The 26222-nt window shown below is 62.2% G+C and carries 24 protein-coding genes and 1 pseudogene; 9 read left to right on the forward strand and 16 right to left on the reverse strand.

Features of this window, described 5'->3' with window-relative positions:
- Nucleotides 1-22 precede the first annotated feature (22 nt).
- The 4 genes from kdpB to NE852_RS24785 all read right to left on the reverse strand — a co-directional run bounded on the left by kdpB (nt 23) and on the right by NE852_RS24785 (nt 4803).
- Nucleotides 23-2083: a potassium-transporting ATPase subunit KdpB gene (kdpB, locus tag NE852_RS24770; RefSeq protein ID WP_258156843.1), complete on the reverse strand. Its 2061-nt coding sequence runs from the start codon at nt 2081-2083 to the stop codon at nt 23-25.
- 206 nt (nt 2084-2289) lie between these two features.
- A complete protein-coding gene (gene kdpA / locus NE852_RS24775) occupies nt 2290-3993 on the reverse strand; it encodes a potassium-transporting ATPase subunit KdpA (RefSeq protein ID WP_258156844.1) in 1704 nt (567 codons plus the stop codon).
- Nucleotides 3994-4043: 50 nt separating this feature from the next.
- A complete protein-coding gene (gene kdpF, locus NE852_RS24780) occupies nt 4044-4133 on the reverse strand; it encodes a K(+)-transporting ATPase subunit F (protein WP_008531858.1) in 90 nt (29 codons plus the stop codon).
- Nucleotides 4134-4440: 307 nt separating this feature from the next.
- Nucleotides 4441-4803, reverse strand: coding sequence for a copper resistance protein CopC (locus NE852_RS24785; protein ID WP_008531859.1), 363 nt, complete (start codon nt 4801-4803; stop codon nt 4441-4443).
- 502 nt (nt 4804-5305) lie between these two features.
- Between NE852_RS24785 and NE852_RS24790 the strand changes: the two genes are divergently transcribed.
- Nucleotides 5306-6349, forward strand: coding sequence for an NAD(P)-dependent alcohol dehydrogenase (locus NE852_RS24790; protein WP_258156845.1), 1044 nt, complete (start codon nt 5306-5308; stop codon nt 6347-6349).
- 11 nt (nt 6350-6360) lie between these two features.
- Here NE852_RS24790 and NE852_RS24795 read toward each other — a convergent pair whose 3' ends face one another.
- From NE852_RS24795 to NE852_RS24810, 4 genes and pseudogenes are all read right to left on the reverse strand, one after another.
- The gene (locus NE852_RS24795; RefSeq protein WP_008531869.1) at nt 6361-6930 is read right to left on the reverse strand and encodes a DedA family protein; all 570 of its coding nucleotides are present in this window, start codon (nt 6928-6930) and stop codon (nt 6361-6363) included.
- A 30-nt stretch (nt 6931-6960) separates the two neighbouring features.
- Nucleotides 6961-8336: pseudogene (locus NE852_RS24800) on the reverse strand (FAD-containing oxidoreductase).
- Nucleotides 8333-8794: a DUF4126 family protein gene (locus NE852_RS24805; protein WP_008531873.1), complete on the reverse strand. Its 462-nt coding sequence runs from the start codon at nt 8792-8794 to the stop codon at nt 8333-8335. The pseudogene NE852_RS24800 and the gene NE852_RS24805 overlap by 4 nt, the downstream one beginning before the upstream one ends.
- A 189-nt stretch (nt 8795-8983) precedes the next feature.
- The gene (locus NE852_RS24810; RefSeq protein ID WP_008531874.1) at nt 8984-10171 is read right to left on the reverse strand and encodes an acyl-CoA dehydrogenase; all 1188 of its coding nucleotides are present in this window, start codon (nt 10169-10171) and stop codon (nt 8984-8986) included.
- A 171-nt stretch (nt 10172-10342) separates the two neighbouring features.
- Between NE852_RS24810 and NE852_RS24815 the strand changes: the two genes are divergently transcribed.
- Nucleotides 10343-10681, forward strand: a complete 339-nt coding sequence (locus NE852_RS24815; protein WP_008531876.1) for a cupin domain-containing protein — start codon at nt 10343-10345, stop codon at nt 10679-10681.
- On the opposite strand, the gene NE852_RS24820 is transcribed toward NE852_RS24815, so the two are convergent.
- The gene (locus NE852_RS24820; RefSeq protein WP_037173591.1) at nt 10682-11635 is read right to left on the reverse strand and encodes a LysR family transcriptional regulator; all 954 of its coding nucleotides are present in this window, start codon (nt 11633-11635) and stop codon (nt 10682-10684) included.
- A gap of 175 nt (nt 11636-11810) precedes the next feature.
- On the opposite strand from NE852_RS24820, the gene NE852_RS24825 reads away from it, so the two are divergent.
- The 7 genes from NE852_RS24825 (at nt 11811) to mmsB (ending at nt 19007) form a co-directional block, all read left to right on the forward strand.
- Nucleotides 11811-13016 (forward strand): ABC transporter substrate-binding protein, encoded by a 1206-nt coding sequence (locus NE852_RS24825; protein WP_008531883.1) that lies wholly within the window; start codon nt 11811-11813, stop codon nt 13014-13016.
- A gap of 5 nt (nt 13017-13021) precedes the next feature.
- Entirely contained in the window at nt 13022-13804 is a 783-nt protein-coding gene (locus NE852_RS24830; protein WP_008531884.1) for an ABC transporter ATP-binding protein, read from the forward strand.
- Nucleotides 13804-14505 (forward strand): ABC transporter ATP-binding protein, encoded by a 702-nt coding sequence (locus tag NE852_RS24835; RefSeq protein ID WP_258156730.1) that lies wholly within the window; start codon nt 13804-13806, stop codon nt 14503-14505. Before NE852_RS24830 ends, NE852_RS24835 begins: the two co-directional genes overlap by 1 nt.
- Before the next feature lie 4 nt (nt 14506-14509).
- The gene (locus tag NE852_RS24840) at nt 14510-15397 is read left to right on the forward strand and encodes a branched-chain amino acid ABC transporter permease (protein ID WP_008531886.1); all 888 of its coding nucleotides are present in this window, start codon (nt 14510-14512) and stop codon (nt 15395-15397) included.
- Between the two features lies 1 nt (nt 15398).
- Nucleotides 15399-16388, forward strand: a complete 990-nt coding sequence (locus NE852_RS24845; protein WP_258156731.1) for a branched-chain amino acid ABC transporter permease — start codon at nt 15399-15401, stop codon at nt 16386-16388.
- A 132-nt stretch (nt 16389-16520) separates the two neighbouring features.
- The gene (locus tag NE852_RS24850) at nt 16521-18116 is read left to right on the forward strand and encodes a GMC family oxidoreductase (RefSeq protein ID WP_258156732.1); all 1596 of its coding nucleotides are present in this window, start codon (nt 16521-16523) and stop codon (nt 18114-18116) included.
- Nucleotides 18117-18125: 9 nt separating this feature from the next.
- Nucleotides 18126-19007 (forward strand): 3-hydroxyisobutyrate dehydrogenase, encoded by an 882-nt coding sequence (gene mmsB / locus NE852_RS24855; protein ID WP_008531894.1) that lies wholly within the window; start codon nt 18126-18128, stop codon nt 19005-19007.
- Between the two features lie 36 nt (nt 19008-19043).
- Here mmsB and NE852_RS24860 read toward each other — a convergent pair whose 3' ends face one another.
- The 7 genes from NE852_RS24860 to rhaS all read right to left on the reverse strand — a co-directional run bounded on the left by NE852_RS24860 (nt 19044) and on the right by rhaS (nt 26175).
- Entirely contained in the window at nt 19044-19805 is a 762-nt protein-coding gene (locus NE852_RS24860; RefSeq protein ID WP_008531895.1) for a fumarylacetoacetate hydrolase family protein, read from the reverse strand.
- A 77-nt stretch (nt 19806-19882) separates the two neighbouring features.
- The gene (locus tag NE852_RS24865) at nt 19883-21250 is read right to left on the reverse strand and encodes an FGGY-family carbohydrate kinase (RefSeq protein ID WP_258156733.1); all 1368 of its coding nucleotides are present in this window, start codon (nt 21248-21250) and stop codon (nt 19883-19885) included.
- The gene (gene rhaM / locus NE852_RS24870) at nt 21247-21567 is read right to left on the reverse strand and encodes an L-rhamnose mutarotase (protein ID WP_008531899.1); all 321 of its coding nucleotides are present in this window, start codon (nt 21565-21567) and stop codon (nt 21247-21249) included. Before rhaM ends, NE852_RS24865 begins: the two co-directional genes overlap by 4 nt.
- Nucleotides 21564-22574 carry an ABC transporter permease gene (locus tag NE852_RS24875; RefSeq protein WP_008531900.1) on the reverse strand — a complete coding sequence of 337 codons (1011 nt, stop codon included), beginning with the start codon at nt 22572-22574 and terminating at the stop codon, nt 21564-21566. The genes rhaM and NE852_RS24875 overlap by 4 nt, the downstream gene beginning before the upstream one ends.
- Nucleotides 22571-23560 (reverse strand): ABC transporter permease, encoded by a 990-nt coding sequence (locus NE852_RS24880; protein WP_258156734.1) that lies wholly within the window; start codon nt 23558-23560, stop codon nt 22571-22573. Before NE852_RS24880 ends, NE852_RS24875 begins: the two co-directional genes overlap by 4 nt.
- Nucleotides 23561-23570: 10 nt before the next feature.
- Entirely contained in the window at nt 23571-25106 is a 1536-nt protein-coding gene (locus tag NE852_RS24885; RefSeq protein WP_008531909.1) for a sugar ABC transporter ATP-binding protein, read from the reverse strand.
- Nucleotides 25107-25179: 73 nt separating this feature from the next.
- Nucleotides 25180-26175, reverse strand: coding sequence for a rhamnose ABC transporter substrate-binding protein (rhaS, locus tag NE852_RS24890; RefSeq protein WP_008531911.1), 996 nt, complete (start codon nt 26173-26175; stop codon nt 25180-25182).
- Between the last annotated feature and the right edge of the window lie 47 nt (nt 26176-26222).

Raw genomic sequence — 26222 nt, forward strand, 5'->3', positions numbered from 1 at the left:
GGGAACCGGAACCGGTTCTCCGCTAAGCGAGGCCGAGGGCCGCGACAGCCATGTCGATCGCCTTGATGCCGATGAAGGGGACGATGATGCCGCCCAAACCGTAGATAAGCAGGTTGCGCGATAGGAGCGCGCCTGCGCCGATCGGACGATAGCGAACACCCTTCAGCGACAGCGGGATCAGCGCGATGATGATCAGCGCGTTGAAGATGATCGCCGAGAGGATGGCGCTTTGCGGCGTCGATAGTCCCATGACGTTCAGGACGCCGAGCTGCGGATAGAAGGTCAGGAACATCGCCGGGATGATGGCGAAATACTTGGCGATGTCGTTGGCGATCGAGAAGGTCGTCAGCGCGCCGCGCGTCATCAGCAGCTGCTTGCCGATTTCGACGATCTCGATGAGTTTCGTCGGGTCCGAGTCGAGATCGACCATGTTGCCGGCCTCGCGGGCGGCGACCGTGCCGGTGTTCATGGCAACGCCGACATCGGCCTGGGCGAGGGCGGGTGCGTCGTTGGTGCCGTCGCCGCACATGGCGACGAGCTTGCCCTTGGATTGTTCCTCGCGCATCAGCGCCAGCTTCATCTCCGGCGTCGCCTGGGCAAGGAAGTCGTCGACGCCGGCTTCGGCAGCTATGGCCGCAGCCGTCAGCGGATTGTCGCCCGTGATCATCACGGTGCGGATGCCCATCCGACGCAGCTCGGTGAAGCGTTCGCGGATGCCGCCCTTGACGATATCCTTCAGCTGGATGACGCCAAGCAGTTTTCCATCGCGGGCAACGGCAAGCGGCGTACCGCCCGATTTGGCGACCTCGTCGGCGATCGACTGCAGGTCGCGCATGACTTCGCTGCCGTTCTTCGAAGGCGCGTCCCCGTTGACGTGAGCCAGCACCGCGTCGACCGCACCTTTGCGGATCGAGGCGCCCTCGAGATCGACGCCGCTCATCCGGCTTTGAGCGGTGAAAGGCACGAAGGTGGCCTTGAGGCTTGCCATATCGCGGCCGCGGATCGCGTATTTTTCCTTGGCGAGCACGACGATCGAGCGGCCTTCCGGCGTTTCGTCGGCAAGCGAGGCGAGCTGGGCGGCATCGGCAAGATCCTGTTCGGAAATGCCGCGCACTGGGCGGAAGGCCGTCGCCTGGCGATTGCCGAGGGTGATCGTGCCCGTTTTATCGAGCAGCAGCGTATCGACGTCGCCGGCGGCTTCGACGGCGCGGCCGGACATGGCAAGCACGTTGAAACGGACGAGGCGGTCCATGCCGGCAATGCCGATCGCCGACAGCAGCGCGCCGATCGTCGTCGGGATCAGGGTGACGAACAGGGCGACGAGCACGATGATCGGGATCGAGCCGCCGGCATAGATGGCAAAGCTCGGGATCGTCGCGGTGGCGAGCACGAAGATCAGCGTCATGCCGGCAAGCAGGATGTTGAGCGCGATCTCGTTCGGCGTCTTCTGGCGTTCCGCACCTTCGACAAGGGAGATCATCCGGTCGAGGAAGGTGGAGCCTGCGGCGGCGGTGATGCGCACGCGGATCCAGTCGGAGAGCACCTGCGTGCCGCCTGTCACCGCCGAGCGGTCGCCGCCGGATTCGCGGATGACGGGGGCGGATTCGCCAGTGATTGCCGCCTCGTTGACGGAGGCGACACCTTCGATGACTTCACCATCCGAAGGGATGATGTCGCCGGCCTCGACGAGCACGATGTCGCCGACCTTGAGGCTGGTGCCCGGCACCATGCGGTAGCCGCTGCCATTATCAGCGGTCAGCAGCTTCGCCTGCGTTTCGGTGCGTGCCTTGCGCAGCGAATCCGCCTGCGCCTTGCCCCGGCCTTCGGCGACGGCTTCGGCGAAATTGGCGAAAAGCACGGTGAACCAGAGCCAGAGATTGATCTGGAAGGAGAAGCCGAGATTGCCGTTGCCGGCGATGAGGTCGCGCAGGAAGAGCACGGTGGTGAGCACCGAGACCGTGGCGACCACGAACATGACCGGGTTTCTGGCGAGCGCGCGCGGGTCGAGCTTCTTGAAAGCGGCGCCCACGGCCGGAATGAGGATGCGAGAATCCATGATGCTCGCGGATTTTGCCTGGCTCATAAGAGACTCCAGCTTGAAACGAGGATGGCGAACCTGTGCGGTCAGCCCTGTAAAATCTTGAGGATCGCCACAGCGACGAGCAGACCTGCCATCATCACCAGGATGATGTCGGAGGCTTGGGGTCCCGGGCCATGTCCACGTCCCGGCGCACCGGGACGTGGATGACAAGCGTGGCGAAGCCTGTGACGGAGGATCATCGCATCACCTCAGAAGGTCTGGCCGGCGATCATGACCAGGTGCTCGACGACGGGGCCGAGTGCTAAGGCCGGGAAGAAGGTCAGGCCGCCGACGATCAGGATCGTGCCGACGAGCAAGCCGACGAAGAGCGGACCGTCCGTCGGGAAGGTGCCCGCCGAGGCCGGAACTGCCTTCTTGGCGATCAGCGAGCCGGCGATGGCAAGGGCCGGGATGATGACCAGGAAACGGCCGGCGAGCATGCCGATGCCGAGGGTCACGTTGTACCAGGGCGTGTTACCTGTCAGGCCGCCGAAAGCCGAGCCGTTGTTGGCCGCAGCCGACGTATAGGCATAGAGGATTTCGGAGAAGCCGTGCGGTCCCGCAGTGCCGATCGAGGCGACGGCGGAGGGCAGCACGGTGGCGATCGCGGTGAAGACAAGCATGGCGAGCGGCAGGCAGAGAATGGCGAGAACGGCCATCTTCATCTCCTTCGCTTCGATCTTCTTGCCGAGATATTCCGGCGTGCGGCCGACCATCAGGCCGGCGACGAAGACGGCGACGATGATGAAGAGCAGAATGCCGTAGAAGCCCGCGCCGACACCGCCGACGATGATTTCGCCGAGCTGCATGTTGATCAGCGGAACCAGACCGCCGAGAGCGGTGAAGCTGCCATGCATGGCGTTGACAGCACCGCAGGAGGCGGCCGTCGTGATGACCGCAAAGAGCGAGGACAGCGCGACGCCGAAGCGGACTTCCTTGCCCTCCATGTTGCCGCCTGCGAGACCGAAGGCATGCATCAGCGGGTTGCCGGCGGCTTCCGCCCAATAGGTGACAATGACGCCCGCGACGAAGAGAACGCCCATCGTGGCGAGGATCGCCCAGCCCTGGCGCTGGTTGCCGACCATGCGGCCGAAGACATTGGTGAGAGCCGCGCCGATGGCAAAGATCGAGACCATCTGGATGAGGTTCGAGATCGCATCCGGGTTTTCGAACGGATGGGCGGAGTTGGCGTTGAAGAAGCCGCCGCCGTTGGTGCCGAGCATCTTAATGGCAAGCTGCGAGGCGACGGGGCCGACGGCAATCGTCTGCTGTGCGCCTTCGAGCGTCGTCGCATTGACATAGGCTCCGAGCGTCTGCGGCACGCCGAGATAGACATAGACGAGCGTCAGCACGACGCAGATCGGCAGCAGTACGTAAAAGGTCGCCCTCGTCATATCGACCCAGAAATTGCCGATGGCCTTGCCCGAAGAGCGTGCGAAGGCGCGGATAAAGGCAAGGGCGATGGCAATGCCGGTCGCGGCAGAGACGAAGTTCTGCACGGTGAAGCCGGCCATCTGAGTGAGATAGGACATCGTGCTTTCACCGCCGTAGTTCTGCCAGTTGGTGTTGCTGACAAAGCTGACGGCAGTGTTGAAAGAAAGCTCGGGCGGAACGGCCGCCATGCCGGCCGGATTATAGGGAAGGCCGGCCTGCAGGCGCTGCAACGCGTAAAGGACGATGACGCCGAGCAGGTTGAAGAGCAGCATGGCGAAGGCATACGAGGTCCAATGCTGCTCCTCCCGTTCACTGGTGCCGGCAAGTCGGTAAAGTCCCCGTTCGATCGGAACGAGGACGGGTGAGAGGAGCGTGCGCTCGCCGCTGAAGACGCGCGTCATATAGGCACCGAGCGGTTTGACGAGCACGAGGACGATCCCGCAGAAAAGCAGGATCTGAAGCCATCCGTTGAGGGTCATGGAGTTAAACTTTCAATACCCGACTGTTTCCCGGTCGCGCATGCGCGACCTCAGAAGCGTTCCGGGCGAAGGAGAGCGTAGGTGAGGTAAACGGTGAGAAACACGGTCACTCCACCGCTCAAGACATAGTCGAAGGTCATTGTCGGTGTTCCCTTAGAGCCTGTCGCAGGCACTGACGTAGGCAAAGCACAGCGCGAAGAATAAGATCGCCGTGCCGAGTAGAATGATATCCATCATGATCATGACTCCTGTTGTTCTTCTTGGAGTCAGACAAGACAAAGGGCGCCGTCCTGAAGGAGGTCGCCTTTCATGCTTTCTGGCGTGGAGATGATCTTTTCGATCTCTCGGACATCAATATGGAGCCGGAGGGCATAAAGGTTCGAGACGGGCCGACAGCCATCAATATAAAAATCTTATAAATGCTTTTATCGGCCCGAAGCGGTGGCTCTACGGATCGACTCGGAACTGATATCGGCCTTCGGCGCTGCGGCCGTCCATCGAGAGGACGCGCCAGTCGAGAGTATAGAGGCCCGGTGCCATCGAGGGATCGAGCGGGATCTTGAATATGGAGCCTTCGGGGCCGGAGAGAAAGGGCCTGCCTGTCGGAAGCGCCGTGCCCTTCGCATCCAGCAGGACAGCCGTCGAGCGGGCAAGATCGACAGGGCCGGTGAATGTGAGTTCGAGATTGACCGGCACCAGCCCTTCTTCCTGCTGCTGCGGCGGAAGCGATGCCTCCTCGATCGCGGCAGACGCTCCGGTTGCGGCAAGGAGAAGGGATGCGAACAGGCAAAATGACGCGATCGACTTCATGATGGTCTTCCTTCTCTTGCCGATCCGCGCGGTGCCGGGAGCCGTCATGTCCCCGCGACGCCATGCCGGCGCCTGCTATTAACGCTGTATGGGACGATTTCGATCCATTGGCTTGACAATAACGCGCACCGGCTTCGGCGAGCGGTCTTCTTCGAACGCGGCGATACAATTGTCCACGAGCCGGCGCCAGAGATCCCGGAATTGCTTTGGTATCGTCGCGCCGCGAGAGATATTCCTGACGATATTATCGTTATCGTGGTTCATATCTTTATCTTTCTTCATTGATGGCGATCTAGACTTGAGAATATACTCCCCGATAGCCTCGGCTGGAATCATCCAGAGGTCTTGGGACGGGAATCTTTCGGGTTATGGAAAATGGGCATTTCATCGCATGATGAGCAAAAGCTTGATTGGTGCGATTGAATTGCTGCCCCTTACGGTCTTATAGTCCCGTCAACGGCGCTCCATGAATCGCGGGAGGCCATAGGGAAGGAAACCGATCATGACCAAAGTCCGTGCGCTGGTGCTGGAGCGCCAGCATGAGCTCGCGCTTCGCGATATCGATCTGCCTCTGGAAACGGGACCGGGGCAGGTGAAGATCAAGATTCATACAGTCGGCGTCTGCGGTTCGGACGTGCATTATTATACCCACGGCAAGATCGGTCCCTTCGTCGTCAATGCGCCGATGGTGCTCGGCCACGAGGCGGCGGGCACGGTGGTCGAGGTCGGACCTGATGTCGCGCATCTGAAAGTTGGCGACCGCGTCTGCATGGAACCGGGAATTCCCGATCCGAATTCGAAGGCAAGCCGCCTCGGCCTGTACAATATCGATCCCGATGTCACCTTCTGGGCAACGCCGCCGATCCATGGCGTACTGACGCCTGAGGTCGTGCACCCTGCCAACTATACCTTCAAGCTGCCCGACAATGTCAGTTTCGCCGAAGGCGCCATGGTCGAACCTTTCGCGGTCGGCATGCAGGCGGCTCACAAGGCGAAGATCGCGCCTGGCGATACCGCTGTCGTTCTCGGCGCCGGGCCGATCGGCACGATGGTGGCGATCGCCGCCCTTGCCGGCGGCTGCGCCCGCGCCATCGTCGCCGATCTCGCCCAGCCGAAGCTCGATATATCAGCGCAATATCAGGGCGTGATCCCCGTCAACATTCGCGAGAAGAACCTGATCGAGGAAGTCGGTCGGCTGACCGAAGGCTGGGGCGCCGATGTCGTCTTCGAATGCTCCGGTTCGCCGAAGGCCTGGGAAACGATCATGGCGCTGCCGCGCCCGGGCGGAGTCATCGTCGCCGTCGGTTTGCCGGTCAATCCGATCGGCTTCGACGTCTCAACGGCGTCCACCAAGGAAATCCGCATCGAGACGGTATTCCGCTATGCGCATCAGTATGAACGTTCGATCGCGCTCCTGGCATCGGGTCGTGTCGATCTCAAGCCGCTGATATCAGGAACGTTCAAATTCGAGGATTCGATCAAGGCGTTCGATCGCGCCGTCGAGGCGCGGCCGAGTGACGTGAAGCTGCAGATCGTGATGGAATAGGGCGGCGCTCTTTATGAGTGGCTGGCGGTCGCTTTCATCCTGCGAAAGACAAGGACCGCGGCTGCGACGACAGCCGCGGCTGCGACCGCGATCAGCAGATGGCGGTGAAGGGGAAGGTGGCCCAACGTCTGCTGAATGCCGTGCCCGAAGAGGTAACCGAGCGCGGTGAATAGCTGCCCCCAGACCAGCGCGGCTGCGGCGTTCAGGACGACGAATTTTCCGGTTGAGATTCGGGTCGTTCCGATGACGATCGGGCTGATCGTCCGCAGTCCCACCAGAAAACGAAACGCAAGGATGAAACCGGTCTGATATTTTTCCAGAAGCCCGGTTGCACGGGCGAGCGCCGGTTTTTCCATCAGCCGGCGAACGACCCTCCATTGTGCGGCGTAACGGCCGGCGAGGAACCATAGCTGGTCGCCGGCGAAGGACCCAGCGGTCGCCGCTAGCGATGCCGACCAATAGGGGAGCAGCCCGCGATGGGAAATCACGCCGCCCAGGAAGGCGGCCGTTTCGCCTTCGAAGGCAGCCCCCAGAAATATCGCCAGCAGACCGTAATTTTCGATCAGCGCTTCGATGGACATGTCAGCCCGCCTCCAAGCCTTCCCGAAACGTCAGGCCGCGGGCGGAACAGGCTTCAAATCCCCAAGCAGCGTCGGGATCAGTTCCGATACCGTCGGGTGGATCGGCACCGACCATTTCAGCGCGGGATAGGTCGTTCCTGCATTCATGGCGTCGATGATACCGTGGATCACCTCATCGCCCTCGATGCCCAGGATCGCCGCGCCGAGAATTTCCTTGGTCTCGGCGTCGGCGATCACCTTCATGAAGCCCTTGGTTTCGCCGCGTTCGTTGGCGCGGCCGACGCGGCTCATCGGCCGGGTCGAGACCATGATCCTGCGCCCTGAGGCGCGCGCCTGCTTTTCCGTCATGCCGACCCGGCCGAGAGGCGGGTCGATATAGAGAGCATATGCCAGGATGCGGCTCGAAAGCTTGCGGTCGTCGCCGTCGAGCAGGTTGGCGGCAGCGATTTCGAAGTCGTTGTAAGAGGTATGCGTGAAGGCGCCGTGGCCGTTGCAGTCGCCGAGCGCATAGATGCCCTCGACATTGGTCGCGAGCCGATCGTCGACCTTGATGTAGCCGCGTTCATCGGTGGTAACACCGGCGGCGTCGAGGCCGAGATCGTCGGTGTTCGGCTTGCGCCCGGTGGCGATCAGCACATGGCTCGCATCGATCGTCGCAGAGCCGGCGGTGACGGCCACTCCGCCGCCATTTCTCGCGAAGGCAATGTCGCCGGCATTGGTGTAAACGCCGATGCCTTCCGAACGCAGGATGTCGGCAATCGCGTCCGATATATCCTCATCCTCGCGCGATGCGACCTTCGGGCCGTGTTCGATGACGCTGACCTCGGCGCCGAAGCGGCGATACATCTGCGCGAATTCCAGTCCGATATAGCTGCCGCCGATCACGGCCAGATGCCTTGGCAGCGTGTCGAGCTGAATGATCGAGGTGCTGGTGAGATAGTCGATATCATCAACACCAGGCAGGGCGGGGATGACGGGCCGCGCGCCGACATTGAGGAAAATGCGCGGAGCGGTCAGCGTCTCGCCGTTGACGCTAATGGTCTTCGGCCCCTCGAAACGGGCATGGCCGTAGATCACGGTCATGCCGTCCATGCCGGCGAACCAGCCGATCAGGCCGTTGCGGGCGTTCATGGTCACGGCCTCGGCGCGCGCGCCCTGACCACTTTCATGTCGATGGCGATCGCGCCCGGGATATTGACGCCGTAAGCGGCGCCGTTTCTTGCGACATGGGCGGCGCGGGCGCTGGCGACCAGCGTCTTCGTCGGCATGCAGCCCGCATTGACGCAGGTGCCGCCGAGGAATTTGCGCTCAATGAGCGCCACTTTCATGCCCTTCTCGACCATGCGGGCGGCGAGGAACGGTCCGGATTGACCGGCTCCGATGACGATGGCGTCGAAGCTTTTCATGCGACAGCCCCCACGATCAACACCGCGCCGATGACGGCGACGGCATCTTCGATGAGAGCGGCCGGCAGATCCTTACCGAAGGAGGCGGCAAGCTTGCCGCGGACAGCCGCACCGCCATATGTCCCGATGACCGCGCCGATCACACCGGCGATCAGCCCGCCGAAGAGCAGACCGCTGGCTGCCCCGATCGTTGCGCCCGAGAGCGCCCCTGAGACGATGCGGGCGCCGAACTGCATCGGCACTTTTCGCGACGGCGTGGACGGCAGCTGGTCGGCGATCAGTTCGACGACCGCGAGGACCGTGAAGATCCAGGGCGTCCAACGGTAACCCATGAAGGCAAGCGGCGTCTGCGAGACGTCGAACCAGCCAAGCGCCGCGCCCCAGGCGACGGCGGCCGGCGCGGTCATGGTGCGAAGGCCCGAGATGACACCGATCAGCAATCCAAGAAGCAGAAACATGCGATCCCCTCTTTGCCGGCTTTGGGGCCGTCGTTAAGGAAGGTTGCACATTGTCAGGCGCGTGGCAATTCGCCGATACGCACCGGCCTAAAGCGCGTCGCGATCTTTCAGATTCGCTCCTCGCGCTTTAGGTCTTTGTTTTACGCATGTCTTGTCGCAAAACCGCTGCACACTTTTGGGCGACATGCATTAGTTCGCAAACGCGGCGATGCCGGTGATGGCGCGGCCGACGATCAGCGCGTGGATGTCATGCGTGCCCTCATAGGTGTTGACCACTTCGAGGTTGACGAGATGACGGGCGATGCCGAATTCGTCGGAGATGCCGTTGCCGCCGAGCATGTCGCGGGCCGCACGCGCGATGTCAAGCGCCTTGCCGCAGCTGTTGCGCTTGAGGATCGAGGTCAGTTCCACCGGCGGATGGCCCTCCTCCTTCATGCGGCCGAGCCGCAGGCAGCCCTGCAGGCCGAGCGAAATTTCCGCCGCCATGTCGGCGAGCTTCTTCTGAATCAGCTGGTTGGCGGCAAGCGGGCGACCGAACTGCTTGCGCTCGAGCGTATATTGCCGCGCCCGGGCATAACAATCCTCGGCCGCGCCGAGCGCGCCCCAGGCAATGCCGAAGCGGGCCGAGTTGAGGCAGGTGAATGGACCTTTAAGGCCGGTAACGCCGGGCAGAAGGTTTTCCTCGGGCACGAAGACCCCGTCCATCACCACTTCGCCTGTTATCGAGGCGCGCAATCCCACCTTGCCGTGGATCGCGGGAGCCGATAGCCCTTTCCAGCCCTTTTCGAGGATGAAGCCGCGGATGAGCCCGTCCTCGGTCTTTGCCCAGACGACGAAGACATCGGCGATCGGCGCGTTGGAGATCCAGGTCTTGGAGCCGGTGAGGCTGTAGCCGCCATCGACCTTTTTGGCGCGTGTCGCCATCGAGCCGGGATCGGAGCCGTGATCGGGCTCGGTCAGGCCAAAACAACCGATCCATTCGCCGCTCGCAAGCTTCGGCAGATATTTCAGTTTCTGCGCCTCGGAGCCGAAGGTTTCGATCGGCAGCATGACGAGCGAGGACTGGACGCTCATCATCGAGCGATAGCCGCTGTCGACCCGTTCGACTTCGCGAGCGATCAGGCCGTAGGCGACGTAGCCGAGCCCTGAACCGCCGTAGTCGGCGGAGATCGTCGGGCCGAGCAGCCCGAGTTCGCCCATTTCGCGGAAAATCTCAGGATCGGTCTTTTCCTTGCGGAAGGCCTCAAGAACGCGGGGAGCGAGCTTCTCTTGCGCATAGGCGTGGGCGGTCTCCTGCACCATGCGCTCTTCACCGGTCAGCTGCTCCACCAGCCGGAAGGGATCGGTCCAGTCGAAAAGCTCGCGTGTGCGCTGCATGGGGGTCTCCTCGCCTCAAGTTCAGGCTTTCCTCGTCAAGGTCGCCATAGACCCGCCAGCCGACCGCGTCAACCGAGGGCGATCCGGCGAAAAGACGAGACGCGCCATCTTTTCAAAAGCGGCGGCATGATCCACCTTGCCCACGTTCGATTCTGGAAAGAGGAGGCGGAAATGTCGTCAAGCGATCTGTTCGTATCGGGTGAAGGCGCTGAGTGGGTCAATCCCGAGCCCGGTGTGGTCAGGCGCATCATGACCTATCTGCCCGAAATGATGATGGTGGAAGTGGCTTTCGAAAGCGGCGCCGTCGGCGCTGCCCATTCGCATCCGCACATTCAGGCAAGTTATGTCGCCGAGGGCAGCTTCGAGGTGACGATCGACGGCCGGACCGAGGTGCTCAAGCAGGGCGGCAGTTTCATCGTGCCGCCCAATCTCATCCACGGCGTCAAGGCTCTGGAAAAGGGCCGGCTGATCGATACTTTCACCCCACACCGGGCCGAATTCCTGAAATAGCTAGCTTTCCGTCTTTCCCCGGCGCACCGGGCCGGCGGCTGTGACGTAAGGCGGCACGAAGCGCGCATCCTCGCCGCGCACCGCCTCACGCAGGAAGTCGATGACGGCGCGCACGCGCGGCGCCTGTTTCAGGTCGCGGTGGCAGGTGATCCAGTAATGGCGCTTGAGGTCGATCTCGTCGGGCAGAACGCGCACGAGTTCGGGGTAGCGGCTGGCAAAGAAATAGGGCAGGATGCAGAGGCCGAGGCCGTTTCGGGTGGCAGTGAGCTGCGCGAAGATGCTGGAGCTCTGGAACTGCGGCTTGATGCGCGGATGCACGTCGCCGAGATAGTCCAGGCCCGGTGCGAAAATCATTTCCTCGATATAGCTGACGAAGGGATGGCCGAGCAGGTCGTCGCGGCAGGTGATCTCAGGAGCCTTCGCCAGATAATCGCGCGAGCCATAGATCTGTAGATGGTAGTCCGTCAGCTTCTCGGCGAAATAAGGCCCGCCCTTCGGCTCGTCGAGCACGACTGAGATATCGGCTTCCTTGCGCGACAGCGACATGATCTGCTGGATCGTCACCAGCTCGAGCGAGAGATGCGGATGCTGGGCGGCAAATCGCGGCAGCACGGTCGCGAAGAAGAAATTGGCAAAACCCTCCGGCGCGCTGAGCCGCACCAGGCCGCGCTGCGCCATCGAGCCGTCGGCGAGGTCGGCGCGCAGCCGCTCGGTCTCCTGCTCCATCCTCTCGGCCGTCTCGATGAAGCGCGTGCCCATGGCGGTCAGCACATACCCGCGCGGATTGCGCTCGAAAAGTTTGACCTTGAGGGTGAATTCCAGCCGGTCGATGCGCCGGGAAACGGTGGCATGGCTGGAGCGCAGCTGCCGGGCCGCGGTCGAAAGCTGTCCGGTGCGGGCGACGGCTAGAAAAAACTGAAGATCGTCCCAAGTAAACTGCGGTGGGTTGGTCATCGTTATCCCCATCTGTTCAAAATCGAACAGATACTGTTTGGAATTAGTTGTAAACCACCCGTTGCTTCAAGGCGAAATTTCCTTGATCGTAAGGCAAGGGTCTGCCGCTCTGAGGAGTGCGGCTGGCCAAATCTGAACAGAACCGTAATCTGGCTAATCTCTGGGAGGAGAGAGTATGCGAAAGAATCTCGTTGCATCCGTTGCATTTCTGCTTGCAAGCAGCACGGCGGTGTTCGCGCAGAGCGCGACTGACGGCAAGGTCAAGATCGGCATTCTCAACGATCAGTCGGGCGTCTACGCCGACTTCGGCGGCAAGTCTTCCGTCGAGGCCGCCAAGATGGCGGTCGAGGATTTCGGCGGCAAGGTGCTCGGCGTGCCGGTCGAGATCGTCGATGCCGACCACCAGAACAAGGCGGATATCGCCTCCAACATCGCGCGCCAGTGGTATGATACCGAGCAGGTCGATGCGATCATGGAACTGACGACTTCTTCCGTCGCGCTCGCCGTCCAGGCCATCGCCAAGGAAAAGAAGAAGATCGACATCGTCACTGGCGCTGCAACGACTGATCTCACCGGCAAGGCCTGTTCGCCCTATGGCTTCCATTGGGCTTACGACACGCATGCGCTCGCCGTCGGCACCGGCGGCGCGCTCGTCAAGCAGGGCGGCGACACCTGGTTCTTCCTGACGGCAGACTATGCCTTCGGCTATTCGCTGGAACAGCAGACGACAGACTATGTCAAGGCGAGCGGCGGCACGGTCGTCGGCTCGGTTCGTCACCCGCTGTCGACGCAGGATTTCTCATCCTTCCTGCTGCAGGCGCAATCCTCCGGCGCCAAGGTGATCGGCCTTGCCAATGCCGGCCTCGACACTTCGAACGCCATCAAGCAGGCGGCTGAATTCGGCATCACCCAGGGCGGCCAGCATCTGGCGGCGCTGCTCTTCACGCTCGCCGAAGTCCATGGTCTCGGCCTTGAAGCGGCTCAAGGTCTGACCCTGACGGAAGGTTTTTACTGGAACCGCGACGACGAAAGCCGCGCCTTCGCAAAGAAATTCTTCGCCCGCACCGGCAAGATGCCGAACATGATCCACACCGGCACCTATTCGGCGGTGACGCAATATCTGAAGGCGGTGCAGAAGGCCGGCACCGACGATACGGAAGCCGTCGCCAAGCTGCTGCATGAAATGCCGGTCGACGACGTCTTCGGCCGCGGCGGCTCGGTCGGCGCCAACGGCCGCATGATCCACGACATGTACCTCCTGCAGGTCAAGAAGCCTGCCGAAAGTAAGGAGCCGTGGGACTACTTCAATGTTCTCGCTACCATTCCCGGCAAGGAAGCCTATATCGATCCCGCCAAGAGCGGCTGCGATCTGGTGAAGTAATCATCATGGCGGTTTCCGCGATTGAAACTCAGGCAAAGCCGCGGGTGGTGCTGTCCGCCCGCGGCCTGCGCCGCGATTTCGGCGGCTTCACGGCCGTCAAGAACGTCGATCTCGACGTGCATGATGCAAGCGTGCATGCGCTGATCGGCCCGAACGGCGCCGGCAAGACGACCGTCTTCAACCTCTTGACGAAGTTCCTGCAGCCGACGGCAGGCACGATCACCCTGATGGGCACCGACATTACCGGGACGGCGCCCGACAGGGTGGCGCGCATGGGGCTGGTGCGCTCCTTCCAGATCTCGGCGGTCTTCCCGCACCTCTCGGTTCTCGACAATGTGCGCGTGGCGCTGCAGCGGCCGAACAATCTCTCCACGCAGTTCTGGCGGCCGCTTTCCGCACTCGACCGGCTGAACGAGCGCGCCGAACAACTGCTTGCCAGTGTCGGACTGTCCAAGGAGCGCGATCATATCGCCGCCGATCTTTCCTATGGCCGCAAGCGCGTGCTGGAGATCGCCACCACGCTGGCGCTCGACCCGAAAGTGCTGCTGCTCGACGAACCGATGGCCGGCATGGGGCATGAGGATGTCGGCGTCGTTTCCTCGATCATCCGCGACGTCGCCCGCGACCGGGCGGTGCTGATGGTCGAGCACAATCTCTCGGTCGTCGCCAACATCTGCCAGCATGTCACGGTGCTGCAGCGCGGCGAGATCCTCGCCGAGGGCGACTATGCCACCGTCAGCCAGGACGAGCGCGTGCGCGTCGCCTATATGGGCACGGAGGAGCATTGATGGCCGCTCTCCTCGAAGTTCAGGGCCTCAATGCCTGGTACGGCGAAAGTCACATATTGCACGGCGTCGACATGCACGTCGGCGAAGGCGAGACGATTACCATTCTCGGCCGCAACGGCGTCGGCAAGACGACGACGCTGCGCACCATCACCGGCATCGTGCGCGCCCGCAAGGGCAGGATCAGCTTTGCCGGCAGCGACATGATGCAGGTGCCGCTGCACAAGACCGCGCACCGGGGCATCGGCTTCGTGCCGGAGGAGCGCGGCATTTTTTCCACGCTCACCGTTTCTGAAAACCTGCTGCTGCCGCCTGTCGTGGCCGCAGGCGGCATGACGCTCGACGAAATCTACGAGCTCTTCCCCAATCTCTACGAACGCCGCGGCAGCCCGGGCACCAAACTTTCCGGTGGTGAGCAGCAGATGCTGGCGATCGCCCGGATTCTCCGCACCGGCGTCAGGCTGCTCATCCTCGACGAACCGACCGAGGGGCTTGCTCCCGTCATCGTCCAGCGCATCGGCGAGGTGCTGAAGAAACTCAAGGAGCGTGGCATGACGATCCTGCTCGTCGAGCAGAATTTCCGTTTCGCCAGCCGTATTGCCGATCGCTTCTATCTGATGGATCATGGGCAGATGGTGTCGGAATTCCCGGTCGGTGAACTGCCGCAGCGCATGGATACGCTGCACAAGGTTCTGGGAGTGTGACCAGATGACGATGATCTTCGGCATTCCCTTGCAGGCGCTGCTCGGTCAGCTCTTGATCGGGCTGATCAACGGCTCCTTCTATGCGCTGCTCAGCCTCGGCCTCGCCATCATCTTCGGCCTGCTCCGGGTGATCAACTTCGCCCATGGCGCGCAATATATGCTCGGCGCCTTCGTCGCCTATCTGCTGTTGACCTATGCCGGCATCGGCTATTGGCCGTCGCTGATCCTGGCGCCCGTCATCGTCGGCCTTGCCGGCGCCGTCATCGAGCGGTTGTTCCTGCGCCGGCTCTACGATCTCGATCCGCTTTACGGCCTGCTCTTCACCTTCGGTCTGGCGCTCGCGGTCGAGGGAACCTTCCGCTATCTCTACGGCTCCTCCGGCCAGCCCTACGCGACGCCGGCGGCCCTTGCAGGCGGGGCCAATCTCGGCTTCATGTTCCTGCCGATCTATCGCGGCTGGGTGGTCGTCGTCTCGCTCGTCATTTGCCTCGGCACATGGCTGCTGATCGAGAGGACCAAGCTCGGCGCCTATCTCAGAGCCGCCACCGAAAACGCCGTGCTGGTGCAGGTCTTCGGCGTCAACGTGCCGGTGCTCCTGACGTTCACCTATGCGCTCGGTGCGGCCCTTGCAGCCTTTGCCGGCGTGCTGGCGGCGCCGATCTATCAGGTCTCGCCGCTGATGGGCTCGAACATGATCATCGTCGTCTTCGCCGTGGTCGTCGTCGGCGGCATGGGATCGATCATGGGCGCAATCATCACCGGCTATGTGCTGGGGATCGCCGAGGGGCTGACCAAAGTCTTCTATCCCGAGGCCTCCAACATCGTGATCTTCGTCATCATGGCGATCGTGCTTCTCATCAGGCCCGCGGGCCTCTTCGGCCGGGATGCTTGATATGGCGGACATCACCGAAACCATCCGAACGGAAAAAAGCCGAACCGCTCTTTCGGTGCAGGCGGGCTTTCTTCTCGTAGGGCTGCTGCTCCTGCTCCTGGCGCCGTTCTTCTTCTATCCGATCTTCCTGATGAAGCTGCTCTGCTTCGCGCTCTTTGCCTGCGCCTTCAACCTGCTGCTCGGCTATACCGGCCTGCTTTCCTTCGGTCATGCCACCTTCTTCGGCGGTGCCGCCTATTTCACCGCCTATACGGTGAAGGCATGGGGCTTGCCGCCCGAACTTGGCATCCTGATCGGCGTGGCGGGCGCGGCGTTTCTGGGCCTCGTCATGGGTTTCTTCGCGATCCGCCGCCAGGGCATCTATTTCGCGATGATCACGCTGGCGCTGTCGCAGATGTTCTTCTTCTTCTGCCTTCAAGCCAAGTTTACCGAGGGCGAGGACGGCATCCAATCGGTGCCGCGCGGCCATCTCTTCGGCTTCATCGATCTCAGCAGCTCGACCAATATGTACTATTTCGTGCTGGTTGTTTTCATCATCGGCGTGCTGATCATCTGGCGGTTCATCAATTCGCCCTTCGGCATGATCCTGAAATCGATCCGCGAAAACGAGCAACGGGCGATCTCGCTCGGCTATTCCGTGGCGCGCTACAAGCTCGGCGCCTTCGTCATGTCGGCCGCACTTGCCGGGCTCGCGGGCGCGGTGAAATCGATCGTCTTCCAATTTGCAACGCTGACCGATGTCGCCTGGCAGATGTCGGGCGAAGTGATCCTGATGACGCTGCTCGGCGGTATCGGCACGCTGATCGGCCCGCTCTTCGGCGCCGGTCTGGTGGTGGCGCTGGAAAACTACCTCGCCACGTCGGAATTCCCGGTGACGATCATCACCGGCATCGTCTTCATGGTCTGCGTGCTGATCTTCCGTCGCGGCGTCATCGGCGAATTCTACGCCTCGCGGCTGGGGCGCAAACTGGGCTTCGTCTATCGCCGCTGAACGGGCGGACCTTTCTCCCTGGGGAAGCTTTCTTCTCCGGAAAGAGAGACGGCGGCGGCACTGCGACTGTCCCTCTCCCCGTCCCGCGGGGAGAGGGAAGCGGCAAGCATCTGGAGTTCGTGCGGGGCGCACATGGATCGTTACGACTACATCATTATCGGGGCGGGCAGCGCCGGCTGCGTGCTCGCCAATCGGCTGTCGGCGGATGGCCGAAGCCGCGTGCTGCTGCTGGAAGCCGGCGGCAGAGACAACTACCACTGGATCCATATTCCTGTGGGTTATCTCTATTGCATCAACAATCCTCGTACCGACTGGTGCTTCACCACGGCGCCGGAAGCGGGGCTGAACGGCAGGGCGCTCAGCTATCCCCGCGGCAAGGTTCTCGGCGGCTGTTCGTCGATCAACGGCATGATCTACATGCGCGGCCAGGCGCGCGACTACGACCTCTGGCGGCAGATGGGCTGCTCCGGCTGGGGCTGGGACGATATTCTGCCCTTCTTTCGCAAGTCCGAGGATTTCTATCGCGGCGCCGATGAGATGCATGGTGCGGGCGGAGAATGGCGCATCGAGAAGGCGCGCGTACGCTGGGCCGTACTCGATGCCTTCCAGCAGGCGGCAAAGGAGGCGGGCATCCCAGAAACTGTGGATTTCAACCGCGGCAGCAATGAAGGCTCCGGCTACTTCGACGTCAACCAGCGTTCCGGCATTCGCTGGAATACCTCGAAGGCCTTCCTGCGCCCGGCGATGAAGCGCTCCAACCTCACCGTTCTCACCAAGGCGCAGGTCCGGCGGCTCCTGGTGGAGGAGGGCACTGTTGCCGGCGTCGAATTCCAGCATGATGGCGTCGCCAAACGCGCCTATGCGGCCAGGGAAACCGTCCTTTCCGCCGGTTCGATTGGCTCGCCGCATATTCTGGAGCTGTCGGGCATCGGCAAGGGCGAGGTGCTGCGCCAGGCGGGTGTCGATGTCGTCGCTGAGGTGAAGGGTGTTGGTGAAAACCTGCAGGACCATCTGCAGCTGCGTCTGGCCTACAAGGTGACGGGCGTTCCGACGCTGAACGAGAAGGCGACCAAGCTGATCGGCAAGGCGGCGATCGGGCTCGAATACCTCGTCCGCCGCTCCGGCCCGATGGCGATGGCGCCGAGCCAGCTCGGCATCTTCACCCGCTCAGGTCCCGACCGGGAGACGCCCGATCTGCAGTATCATGTGCAGCCGGTCTCGCTGGAAAAGTTCGGTGACCCCGTCCATCCTTTCCCGGCGATTACCGCGAGCGTCTGCAATCTGAGACCCGAAAGCCGGGGTTCGGTGCATATTTCGAGCCCGGATTTCGCCGTCCAGCCGGCGATCAGCCCGAAATACCTCTCGACGCAGCGCGATCGTGACATAGCTGTCCGTTCCATACGGTTGACGCGCAGGATCGTGGCGCAGCCTTCCTTCGCCCGGTTCCGGCCGGAGGAATTCAAGCCGGGGCCTTCCTATCAGACGGAGGCCGATCTGGAGCGGGCGGCGGGCGATATCGGCACGACGATCTTCCATCCCGTCGGCACCTGCCGCATGGGCGCCGACAGGGACAGCGTCGTCGATCCCCGGCTGAAACTTCGGGCGCTCGGCAAGCTTAGAATCGCCGATGCCTCGGTGATGCCGTCGATCACCTCTGGCAACACCAATTCGCCGACGATCATGATCGCCGAAAAGGCGGCCGCGATGATCCTCGAAGACAATCGATAGGAGAAGACCATGGCAAGGATCGCATTCATCGGATTGGGCAATATGGGCGGGCCGATGGCGGCCAATCTCGTCAAAGCAGGTCACGAGGTTCTTGGCTTCGATCTCGCCGCTCCCGTGCTGAAGGCGGCCGAGGAGAGCGGCGTCAAGCCGGCGAGCCATGCCAGCCAGGCCGTGAAGGACGCCGAAATCGTCATCACGATGCTGCCGCAGGGCAAACACGTGCTGACGGCCTGGACCGACATCCTGCAGACCGCGGCGCAAGACACGCTTGTTATCGATTGCTCGACCATCGATGTCGAAAGCAGCCGCAAGGCGCATGAGATGGCCAAGGCCGCAAGTTGCCTGTCGCTCGATGCGCCCGTCTCCGGCGGCACGGGCGGGGCGACCGCAGGTACACTCACCTTCATGGCAGGCGGCTCTGATGAGGCTTTCGCCAAGGCAAAGCCCATCCTCGAGGCGATGGGCAAGAAGATCGTCCATTGCGGCGAGGCGGGAGCCGGCCAGGCGGCCAAGATCTGCAACAACATGATCCTCGGCATTTCGATGATTGGCGTCTGCGAAGGCTTCGTGCTCGCCGAAAAACTCGGCCTCTCGCATCAGGCGCTGTTCGACGTCGCCTCCACCTCATCCGGTCAATGCTGGGCGATCAATACCTATTGCCCGGTGCCGGGACCCGTGCCGACCTCGCCTGCGAACAACGGCTACAAGCCAGGTTTTGCCGCGGCGCTGATGCTGAAAGATCTCAGGCTCTCGCAGGAAGCAGCGCTCGCAAGCGGCGCTTCCACGCCGCTCGGCGCCGAAGCGGCTCAGCTTTTCGCGCTTTTCGAAAAGCTGGGTAATGGCGGAAGGGATTTCTCGGCCATCATCGAGATGTTCCGCGAAAAGGCGTGAGCGAATGCCGAGAAGAGATGACTGACCAGGCTGGCGTCAATCGACCTTGGACACCGAAAAATCGAGCCTGACGTCGCCGAACAGGATGTCGATCTCGCCGGGTCCGGTCAGTTCGATCGCGCCGCTCAACGTGCCCGTCGTGATGAGCGCGCCTGCCTTCAGCGATGTCTCGGGGCGCTGCCCGTCATTGGCGTAGTCGACGAGCCAGGCGAGAACGTCGCCTTTCGGATGCTGCGCCGGACCATCATAGATGGTGCGGCCGGCATGGGTGACTTTGAGAGGCGTGCCGCCGGCGGTGTCGACGACGCTTTTGTCGACCTTGGGCCCAAGCACATAGCCGCTATTGCCGAGCCGGTCGGCGAGAAACAGCAGAAAGGAGACGCTGCCGCTTTCCTTGACGGCGCTGACCAGCAGTTCGGCGCCAAGATGGACGGCTGAGATCGCCTCGACAATTTCGGCGCGGCTGTATGGAGCGCCGGTGCGGACCGGCAGATCCGTGCCGAGGCGCACGGCGATCTCGGTTTCGAATTTCAGGCCGGGATACCAGGGAATGCTGGCGGCTGAGACGGCTTCGACATAGGGATGAAGCGGCCCGGCAACCCCCTGGCCCAGCGGCGAGACCGTTACCTTCCAGGCATTGCTGGAGATGCCATCTGCGGCGGCGAGGAAATTCTGCGTCTCCATCGCCTGATGCAGATCGGCCGGCAGGGCGAAGGTGCTCGTCGTCTCTTGCCTGCCGGTCTGACGCAGGCTGTGCAGCCTCGCGGCAAGGCCGCGCGGATCGAATGTCTCTGTCATGATATCTCCTCGAATGATTTTCGAGGTGCACACTAACCGCAAGGCCGCGGCGAACAAGACCGTTCTTGGAAAGAGACCTATTCCATCGCCGCGTACCAGCGATCGCGATAGGCGGCCAATCCATGGACATCGGCCGGCGGAAAGTGCTTCTCGGCGCCCGATACCGGGCGGATGCCGGTGAGGAGCGCCGCACCCTGGCTGGTGCCGGTCGAGCCGGGAACGGCTAGCACCTCGCGACCGGCAAGGGCGGCAAGCAGCTTCAGATAGGTCTCATTCAGGGCGAAAGGTCCTTCGACGATCACCGGGCCTTTCGCGCCAATCAGCCCGAGGCAGGCGTCGGTCATCAGCGCGAGATAGAGGCAGGCGCTAGCATGGCGTTCGTCGCGGCTTGCTTCCTCCGCACCGATCCAGCGGCTTGCCTTATCGGAAAAGGGACCGGAACCGGAGGCGATGTTCGGCAGCAGCATCACGCCCTTGTCGATGACGGGACCGATCGCCGCCTGGGCGGCCTTGTCGTCGATATTGCCGATCTCGGCAGAGAGAATCTCGAATTCCCGCCCGCCCATGAAGCGGGAAGAGGGAACGGCTCGACCGTAGGCATCGACATTGGCGAGCGCATCGCGCTTGGGATCGAGATGATCGAGATCGCCGCCGACGCCGAAGCTTATGACCCATGTGCCTGTCGAGACGACGACGAAGGGAGCTTCACGATGAACGAGATGCGGCAGTAGCGAGGCGTTGGAATCGTGGATGCCGCAATAGACGGGCACGGAAGTGCCGATTTCGTCTGCAATGTCAGGCAGAACAGGACCGAGCGCATCGAAAGCCGAACGGATCGGCGCCATCAGATCGCGGATTGCGAGCCTGTCGACAAGCGAGGAATAGCTTGATGTTTTCGGGTTCCAGAGGTCCGTATGACAGCCGAGAGAGGTCAGTTCGTTGGTGGCGACCCCGGTCAGCCGCATCGCCCAATATTGCGCATAGGTCAGGATGGTTGCGACCCGGGAAAATTCCTGGGGAAAGGCGGTCTTTTGGTAATGCAGCTGCGCGCCGACATTCAGCCCCATCGGCAGGCGCGGCGAGAAGGTTTCGTCGAAGGCGGGACGCAGCCGCGTATAGGCGTCGCGGATTTCCTGCGGATATTCATGCTCGTAGTCGATCACGGGCATGGCAAGCATTCCGTCTTCGCCGATGAGCGCGGCGGCGGCGCCATGGGTGGTGATCGAAAGGGCGTCGAAACCCGGCTCCTGCGCCAGGCTCTTCAACGCATCGAGCGCGAAGGACCAGAGCGCCTCTATGTCGTAATGCGGGTAGGGGCCGGTCTTGATCGCAATGTTCGGCCGTTTCAGGACAGCGATCTCGGCGCCGGTTGCGCTGTCGAGCACGACCACCTTGGCATTGGTCTTGCCGATGTCGAGGACGGCGATGCGGCGATAATTGCTCATGGCATATGGAAGAGGGTGACGAGGTCGCTCTGGACGGGCGAATTATCAGGATTGGTCGCCATGATATCGGCCATGTGGGTCCACCATTTTTTCATGACCGGATGTTCCGGCAGGCTTGCCATTGTGTGGTCGGCAGGCCGCGTCAGCACGCCGAACAGCGTGTTGGTCTCGCGGTCGAGATGGATGGAATAGTCGCTGGCGCCCGACTGGTGCAGGAGAACGACCAGCTCCGGCCAAATCTCGTCATGCCGCTTGCGGTATTCGGCTTCCATGCCGGGATTGAGCTGCATCTTGAAGGCGTGTTTTTCTGAGGTCATCGGGAGCTCATGATCTTGATGCGGCGGGCGATGATCGGGATGGCGATGGTGATGATCAGCAGCAGCCCGATGAAGATCGACATGACGATGCCGGGCACGTTCAACAGGCCGAGACCGAAGGTGACGAGGCCCATGACGAAGGCGGCAATGACAACGCCGCCGATCGTGCCGGAGCCGCCGAGGATCGAGATGCCGCCGAGCACGACCATGGTGACGACTTCGAGTTCCCACCCTTGAGCGATCGACGGTCGGGTCGAGCCGAGGCGCGAGGTCAGGCAGACGGCGGCAACGCCGCTCATGATACCGGTCAGCAGGAAGAGGATGAATTTGACGCGCTCGACCGGAATGCCGGAAAAGCGGGCGGCGAAGTCATTGTTGCCGATCGCATAGACCTGCCGGCCGAAGTTCGTCGCATGCAGCAGGATCGCAAAGAGGATCGCCAGCACGATGAACAGCACGAATTCGAAGGAGAAGACCCAGACGACATAACCCTGGCCGAAATAGGCGAAATCCGTGGGGTATTTGCCATAGGCCTGGTCGCCGAGCACGATGTAGGAGATGCCGCGGAAGAGGCTCATCGTGCCGATGGTGACGACGATCGACGGCAGTTTCAGCACCGAGACGAGGACGCCGTTGAAGATGCCGCAGAGAAGGCCGGTGCCGATGCCGATCAGCACGAGGCCCGGCGTGCCGACGCCGAGCTGTGCTGCCGCGCCCATCGCCGTCGAGGCGAGCGCGATGATCGCAGCGACTGAGAGGTCGATTTCGCCTGATATGACGAGCAGCGCCATGGCGAAAGCGATCATCGCCTTTTCGGTGAAATTGAAGGTCGCGTCCGAGAGGTTCCAGGCATCGAGGAAATAGGGCGAGGCCACGGAGTTGAAGATAAAGATCAGCACGGCCACACAGAATAGCAGCACTTCCCAGCTCGACATGATGCGTTTGAACGGCGTGCCGAGGCGGTCGGGAATGACCCGCTTTTCGGGCTGCGTCGAAACGGTGCTCATGCTGCGACCTCCGCTGCTGCGCGATCACGCAGAATGATGCGGCCGCGATTGCGCTCTCGCCTTGCATTAAAGACGACGGCGAGAATGATGACGGTTCCAGAGATCGCCATCTGGGTGAAAGGCGAAATGCCGATGACCGGCAGCGCGTTCTTGATGACGCCGAGGAAGAGCGCTCCGAGGACGGTGCCGGCGACCGAGCCGACGCCACCGGCAATCGAAATGCCGCCGATCACGCAGGCAGCGACGCTATCGAGTTCGAAACCGTTGGCAATATCGACATAGGCGACCGCATAACGCGAAACCCAGAGATAGCTGGAAAGGCCAGCGAGCGCGCCCGAGAGCACGAAGGCGAGGAATTTCGTCTTGCCCGTATCGATACCGGCATAGACGGCGGCCGTCGGATTGCCGCCGGTCGCATAGGCTGAGCGGCCGAACGGGCTGTAGCGCAGCAGCATGTACATCAGCGCGACGATGATGATTGCAACCCAGCTCAAGACAGGCAGGCCGAGGATCGGCGTGCGAGGAACGGAGAGGAAGATCGGCGTCATCTGATGGGCATTGACCCAGGCGCCGCCCGAGAGCACGAAGGCCATGCCACGATAGATGGTGAGCGTGCCGAGCGTCACGACGATCGGCGGGATTTCGAGGCGCCAGACGAGGAAGCCGTTGATCGTGCCGAGGGCGGCGCCGATCATGATCGCAGCAAGGATCAGCACGACGAGCGGCAGGTCGGGATAGGCCGCATTCATCATCGCAATGGCCATGCCGGTAAAGGCGAGGTTGGCGGCAACCGAGAGATCGATCGATTTCGTCAGGATGACTGTCATCTGGGCAAGCGCCAGGATGATCAGGATCGCCGTGTCGTTGAAGATGCCGGCGAGATTGTCAGGTGTGGCGAAATCGGCGGCGCGCGTCGAGAAGACGACGATCATCGCCACGATGATGGCAAAGAGCAGGGTTTCGCGTTTTCTAATCAGTTTGGCCATGCCCATTACCTCATGCATTTCCGGTCGCCGCGCGCACCAGCGCTTCCGGCGTAAGCTGATCGCGCTCGAAAAACCCGGCCGACAGGCCTTCCTTCATAACCAGCACCCGGTCCGACATGCCGATGATTTCGGGCAGTTCGGACGAGATCATGATGATGGAAAGGCCCTCGGCAGCAAGCTCGCTGATGAAGCCGTGAACGGCGGCCTTCGAGCCTATGTCGATACCCTTTGTGGGTTCATCGAGGATGATGACCTTGGGCATGGTGGCAAGCCATTTGCCGATGACGACCTTCTGCTGGTTACCGCCCGACAGCGTCCCGACCGGCACGGAGAGGGCCGCGGCGCGCAGATCCAGCCGCTCGGCATATTTGCGGGCGAGCGCGAATTCTTGCGCCGCCTGCAGGAAGCCCTTGCGTGAGGTGCGCGTCAGGGATGGCAGCGTCATGTTCTGATAGATCGGCATCGGCAGCGCCAGGCCATGGCGGCCGCGCTCTTCCGGCACGTAAACGATGCCGGCTCTAATGGCGTCATGCGGCGAGTTGATCGAAATTTCCCGGCCTTCGAGCGTCAGCCTGCCGGAGAGCGGCTTCGTGATGCCGAAGAGCGATTGCGCGAGCTCCGAGCGTCCGGCGCCGATCAGGCCGTAGATGCCGAGGATCTCGCCCTTGCGCAGCGTCAGCGAAATATCGCGGAATTCCGTGCGGTGACTGTATTTTGCGACTTCGAGCACCGGGCCGCCGATGGCGACATCGATCTTCGGAAAGACGTTCTCGACGTCGCGGCCGACCATCATGCGGACGATCTCGTCCTGCGGCGTTTCCTTGAGCCGGCCCTGGCCGACAGCGCGGCCGTCGCGGAAGACGACGAAATCGTCGGCGATCTCATAAAGTTCGTCGAACTTGTGGCTGATGAACAGGATCGCCTTGCCCTGTTCCTTCAGCCCCCGGACGATGCGGAAGAGGTCGTCGATCTCCTTGCGGGAAAGGGCCGCCGTCGGCTCGTCCATGATGACGATACGGGCCTCGATCGACAGTGCGCGCGCGATCGCCACCAGATGGCGCTGCGCGATCGAGAGGTCCTTCAGGCGGATCGTCGGGTCGATATTGCTTTCGAGCGCGGTCAGCAACGTCTTCGATCGGCTGTTCATTGCCTGCCAGTCGATGGTGCGAAAGCGCGTGCGCGGCGCGTGGCCGAGGAAGATGTTTTCGGCAACCGTCAGCTCATCGAAAAGCACGGTTTCCTGGTGGATGGCGGTAACGCCAGCATCGATCGCGGCCTGGGCGCTGGCAAAGCTCGTCGGTTTGCCATCGACTAGGATCTCGCCCTCGTTCGGCCTGTAGATGCCTGTCAGGATCTTGACGAGGGTCGACTTGCCGGCGCCGTTTTCGCCGATCAGCGCCGTCACCGTGCCGGGGTGGAGCGCGATGCTGACATTGTCGAGCGCCTTCACGCCAGGAAAGATCTGGGAGATGCCGCGCATTTCCAGAATGGCGGGCGCATCGCCGGTTTTGCTGTCCGTGACGGGTTGTTGAAAGGCGGCGTTCATCAGCTTCTACCAGTGTCGAATGGGAAATCCCGGCGGCTGCAAGACCGCCGGGCTCTGACGCGTTGGCTCCGGATCAGAAGACCTTGGAGAACTGGTCGATGTTCGAGGCATTATAGACGAAGGGATCGGCCATGGCGGCTTCACTGTTATCGCCGACCTTGATCTTGCCCATGCGGCCGGCAGCGATCTCGCTGCCCGGCTTGCCGTCGGTCTCGCCCTTGACGAGGCGATAGGCGATTTGGGTTGCGGAATAGCCGAGGTCGATCGGGTTCCAGATGGCAAATTCCTTCGTGGCGCCCGACTTGATCGCGCCGGCCATTTCGGACGGCAGGCCGAGACCGGTGACGTAGACCTTGCCGACCAGGCCCTTGTCTTCGACGACCTTGGAAGCGGCGAGAACGCCGACCGTCGTCGGAGCGACGATGACCTTGACGTTCGGGTTCGACTTCAACAGGCCTTCGGCTTCACGATAGGACTTGTCCGAGAGGTCGTCGCCGTAAACCGTGGTGACGAGGTTGAGGCCCGGGAAGTCCTTGAGCTGCTTCTTCATCTGGTCGATCCAGATGTTCTGGTTGGTCGAGGTGGTCGTCGCCGACAGGATGGCGAAGTCACCCTTGCCGCCATCGAGATGGTCCTTGGCGAGCGTCAGGCACATCTTGCCGATCAATTCGTTGGACGACGGATTGAGCTGCAGGATGCGGCCCTCGGGTGCGACGCCGGAATCCCAGGAGATGACCTTGATGCCGCGCTGGGTGGCCTTCTTGAGAGCCGGAACGAGCGCGTCCGGATCGTTGGCCGAAACGGCGATGGCGTCGACGCCCTGCGCGATCAGCGAGTTGATGACTTCGATCTGGCCTTCGGCCGTCGTCGTCGTCGGACCGGTGTAGATCACCTCCACGCCGCCGAGTTCCTTGGCGGCTTCCTGTGCGCCCTTGTTGGCGGCGTCGAAGAAGCCGTTGCCGAGCGACTTCACGACGAGGCCGATCTTGATGTCCTTGGCGCTTGCGGTGCCGGCCATCATGGCGACGGCGAGCGCTACGCCGAGCGCAAGTGTCTTTGCGAGTTTCATGTCACTTTCCTCCCATTAAGATTAGACTGCCACACCTCGGCGGCGCT

Origin of the sequence: Rhizobium sp. Pop5, assembly GCF_024721175.1 — a bacterium.
Classification (GTDB): domain Bacteria; phylum Pseudomonadota; class Alphaproteobacteria; order Rhizobiales; family Rhizobiaceae; genus Rhizobium.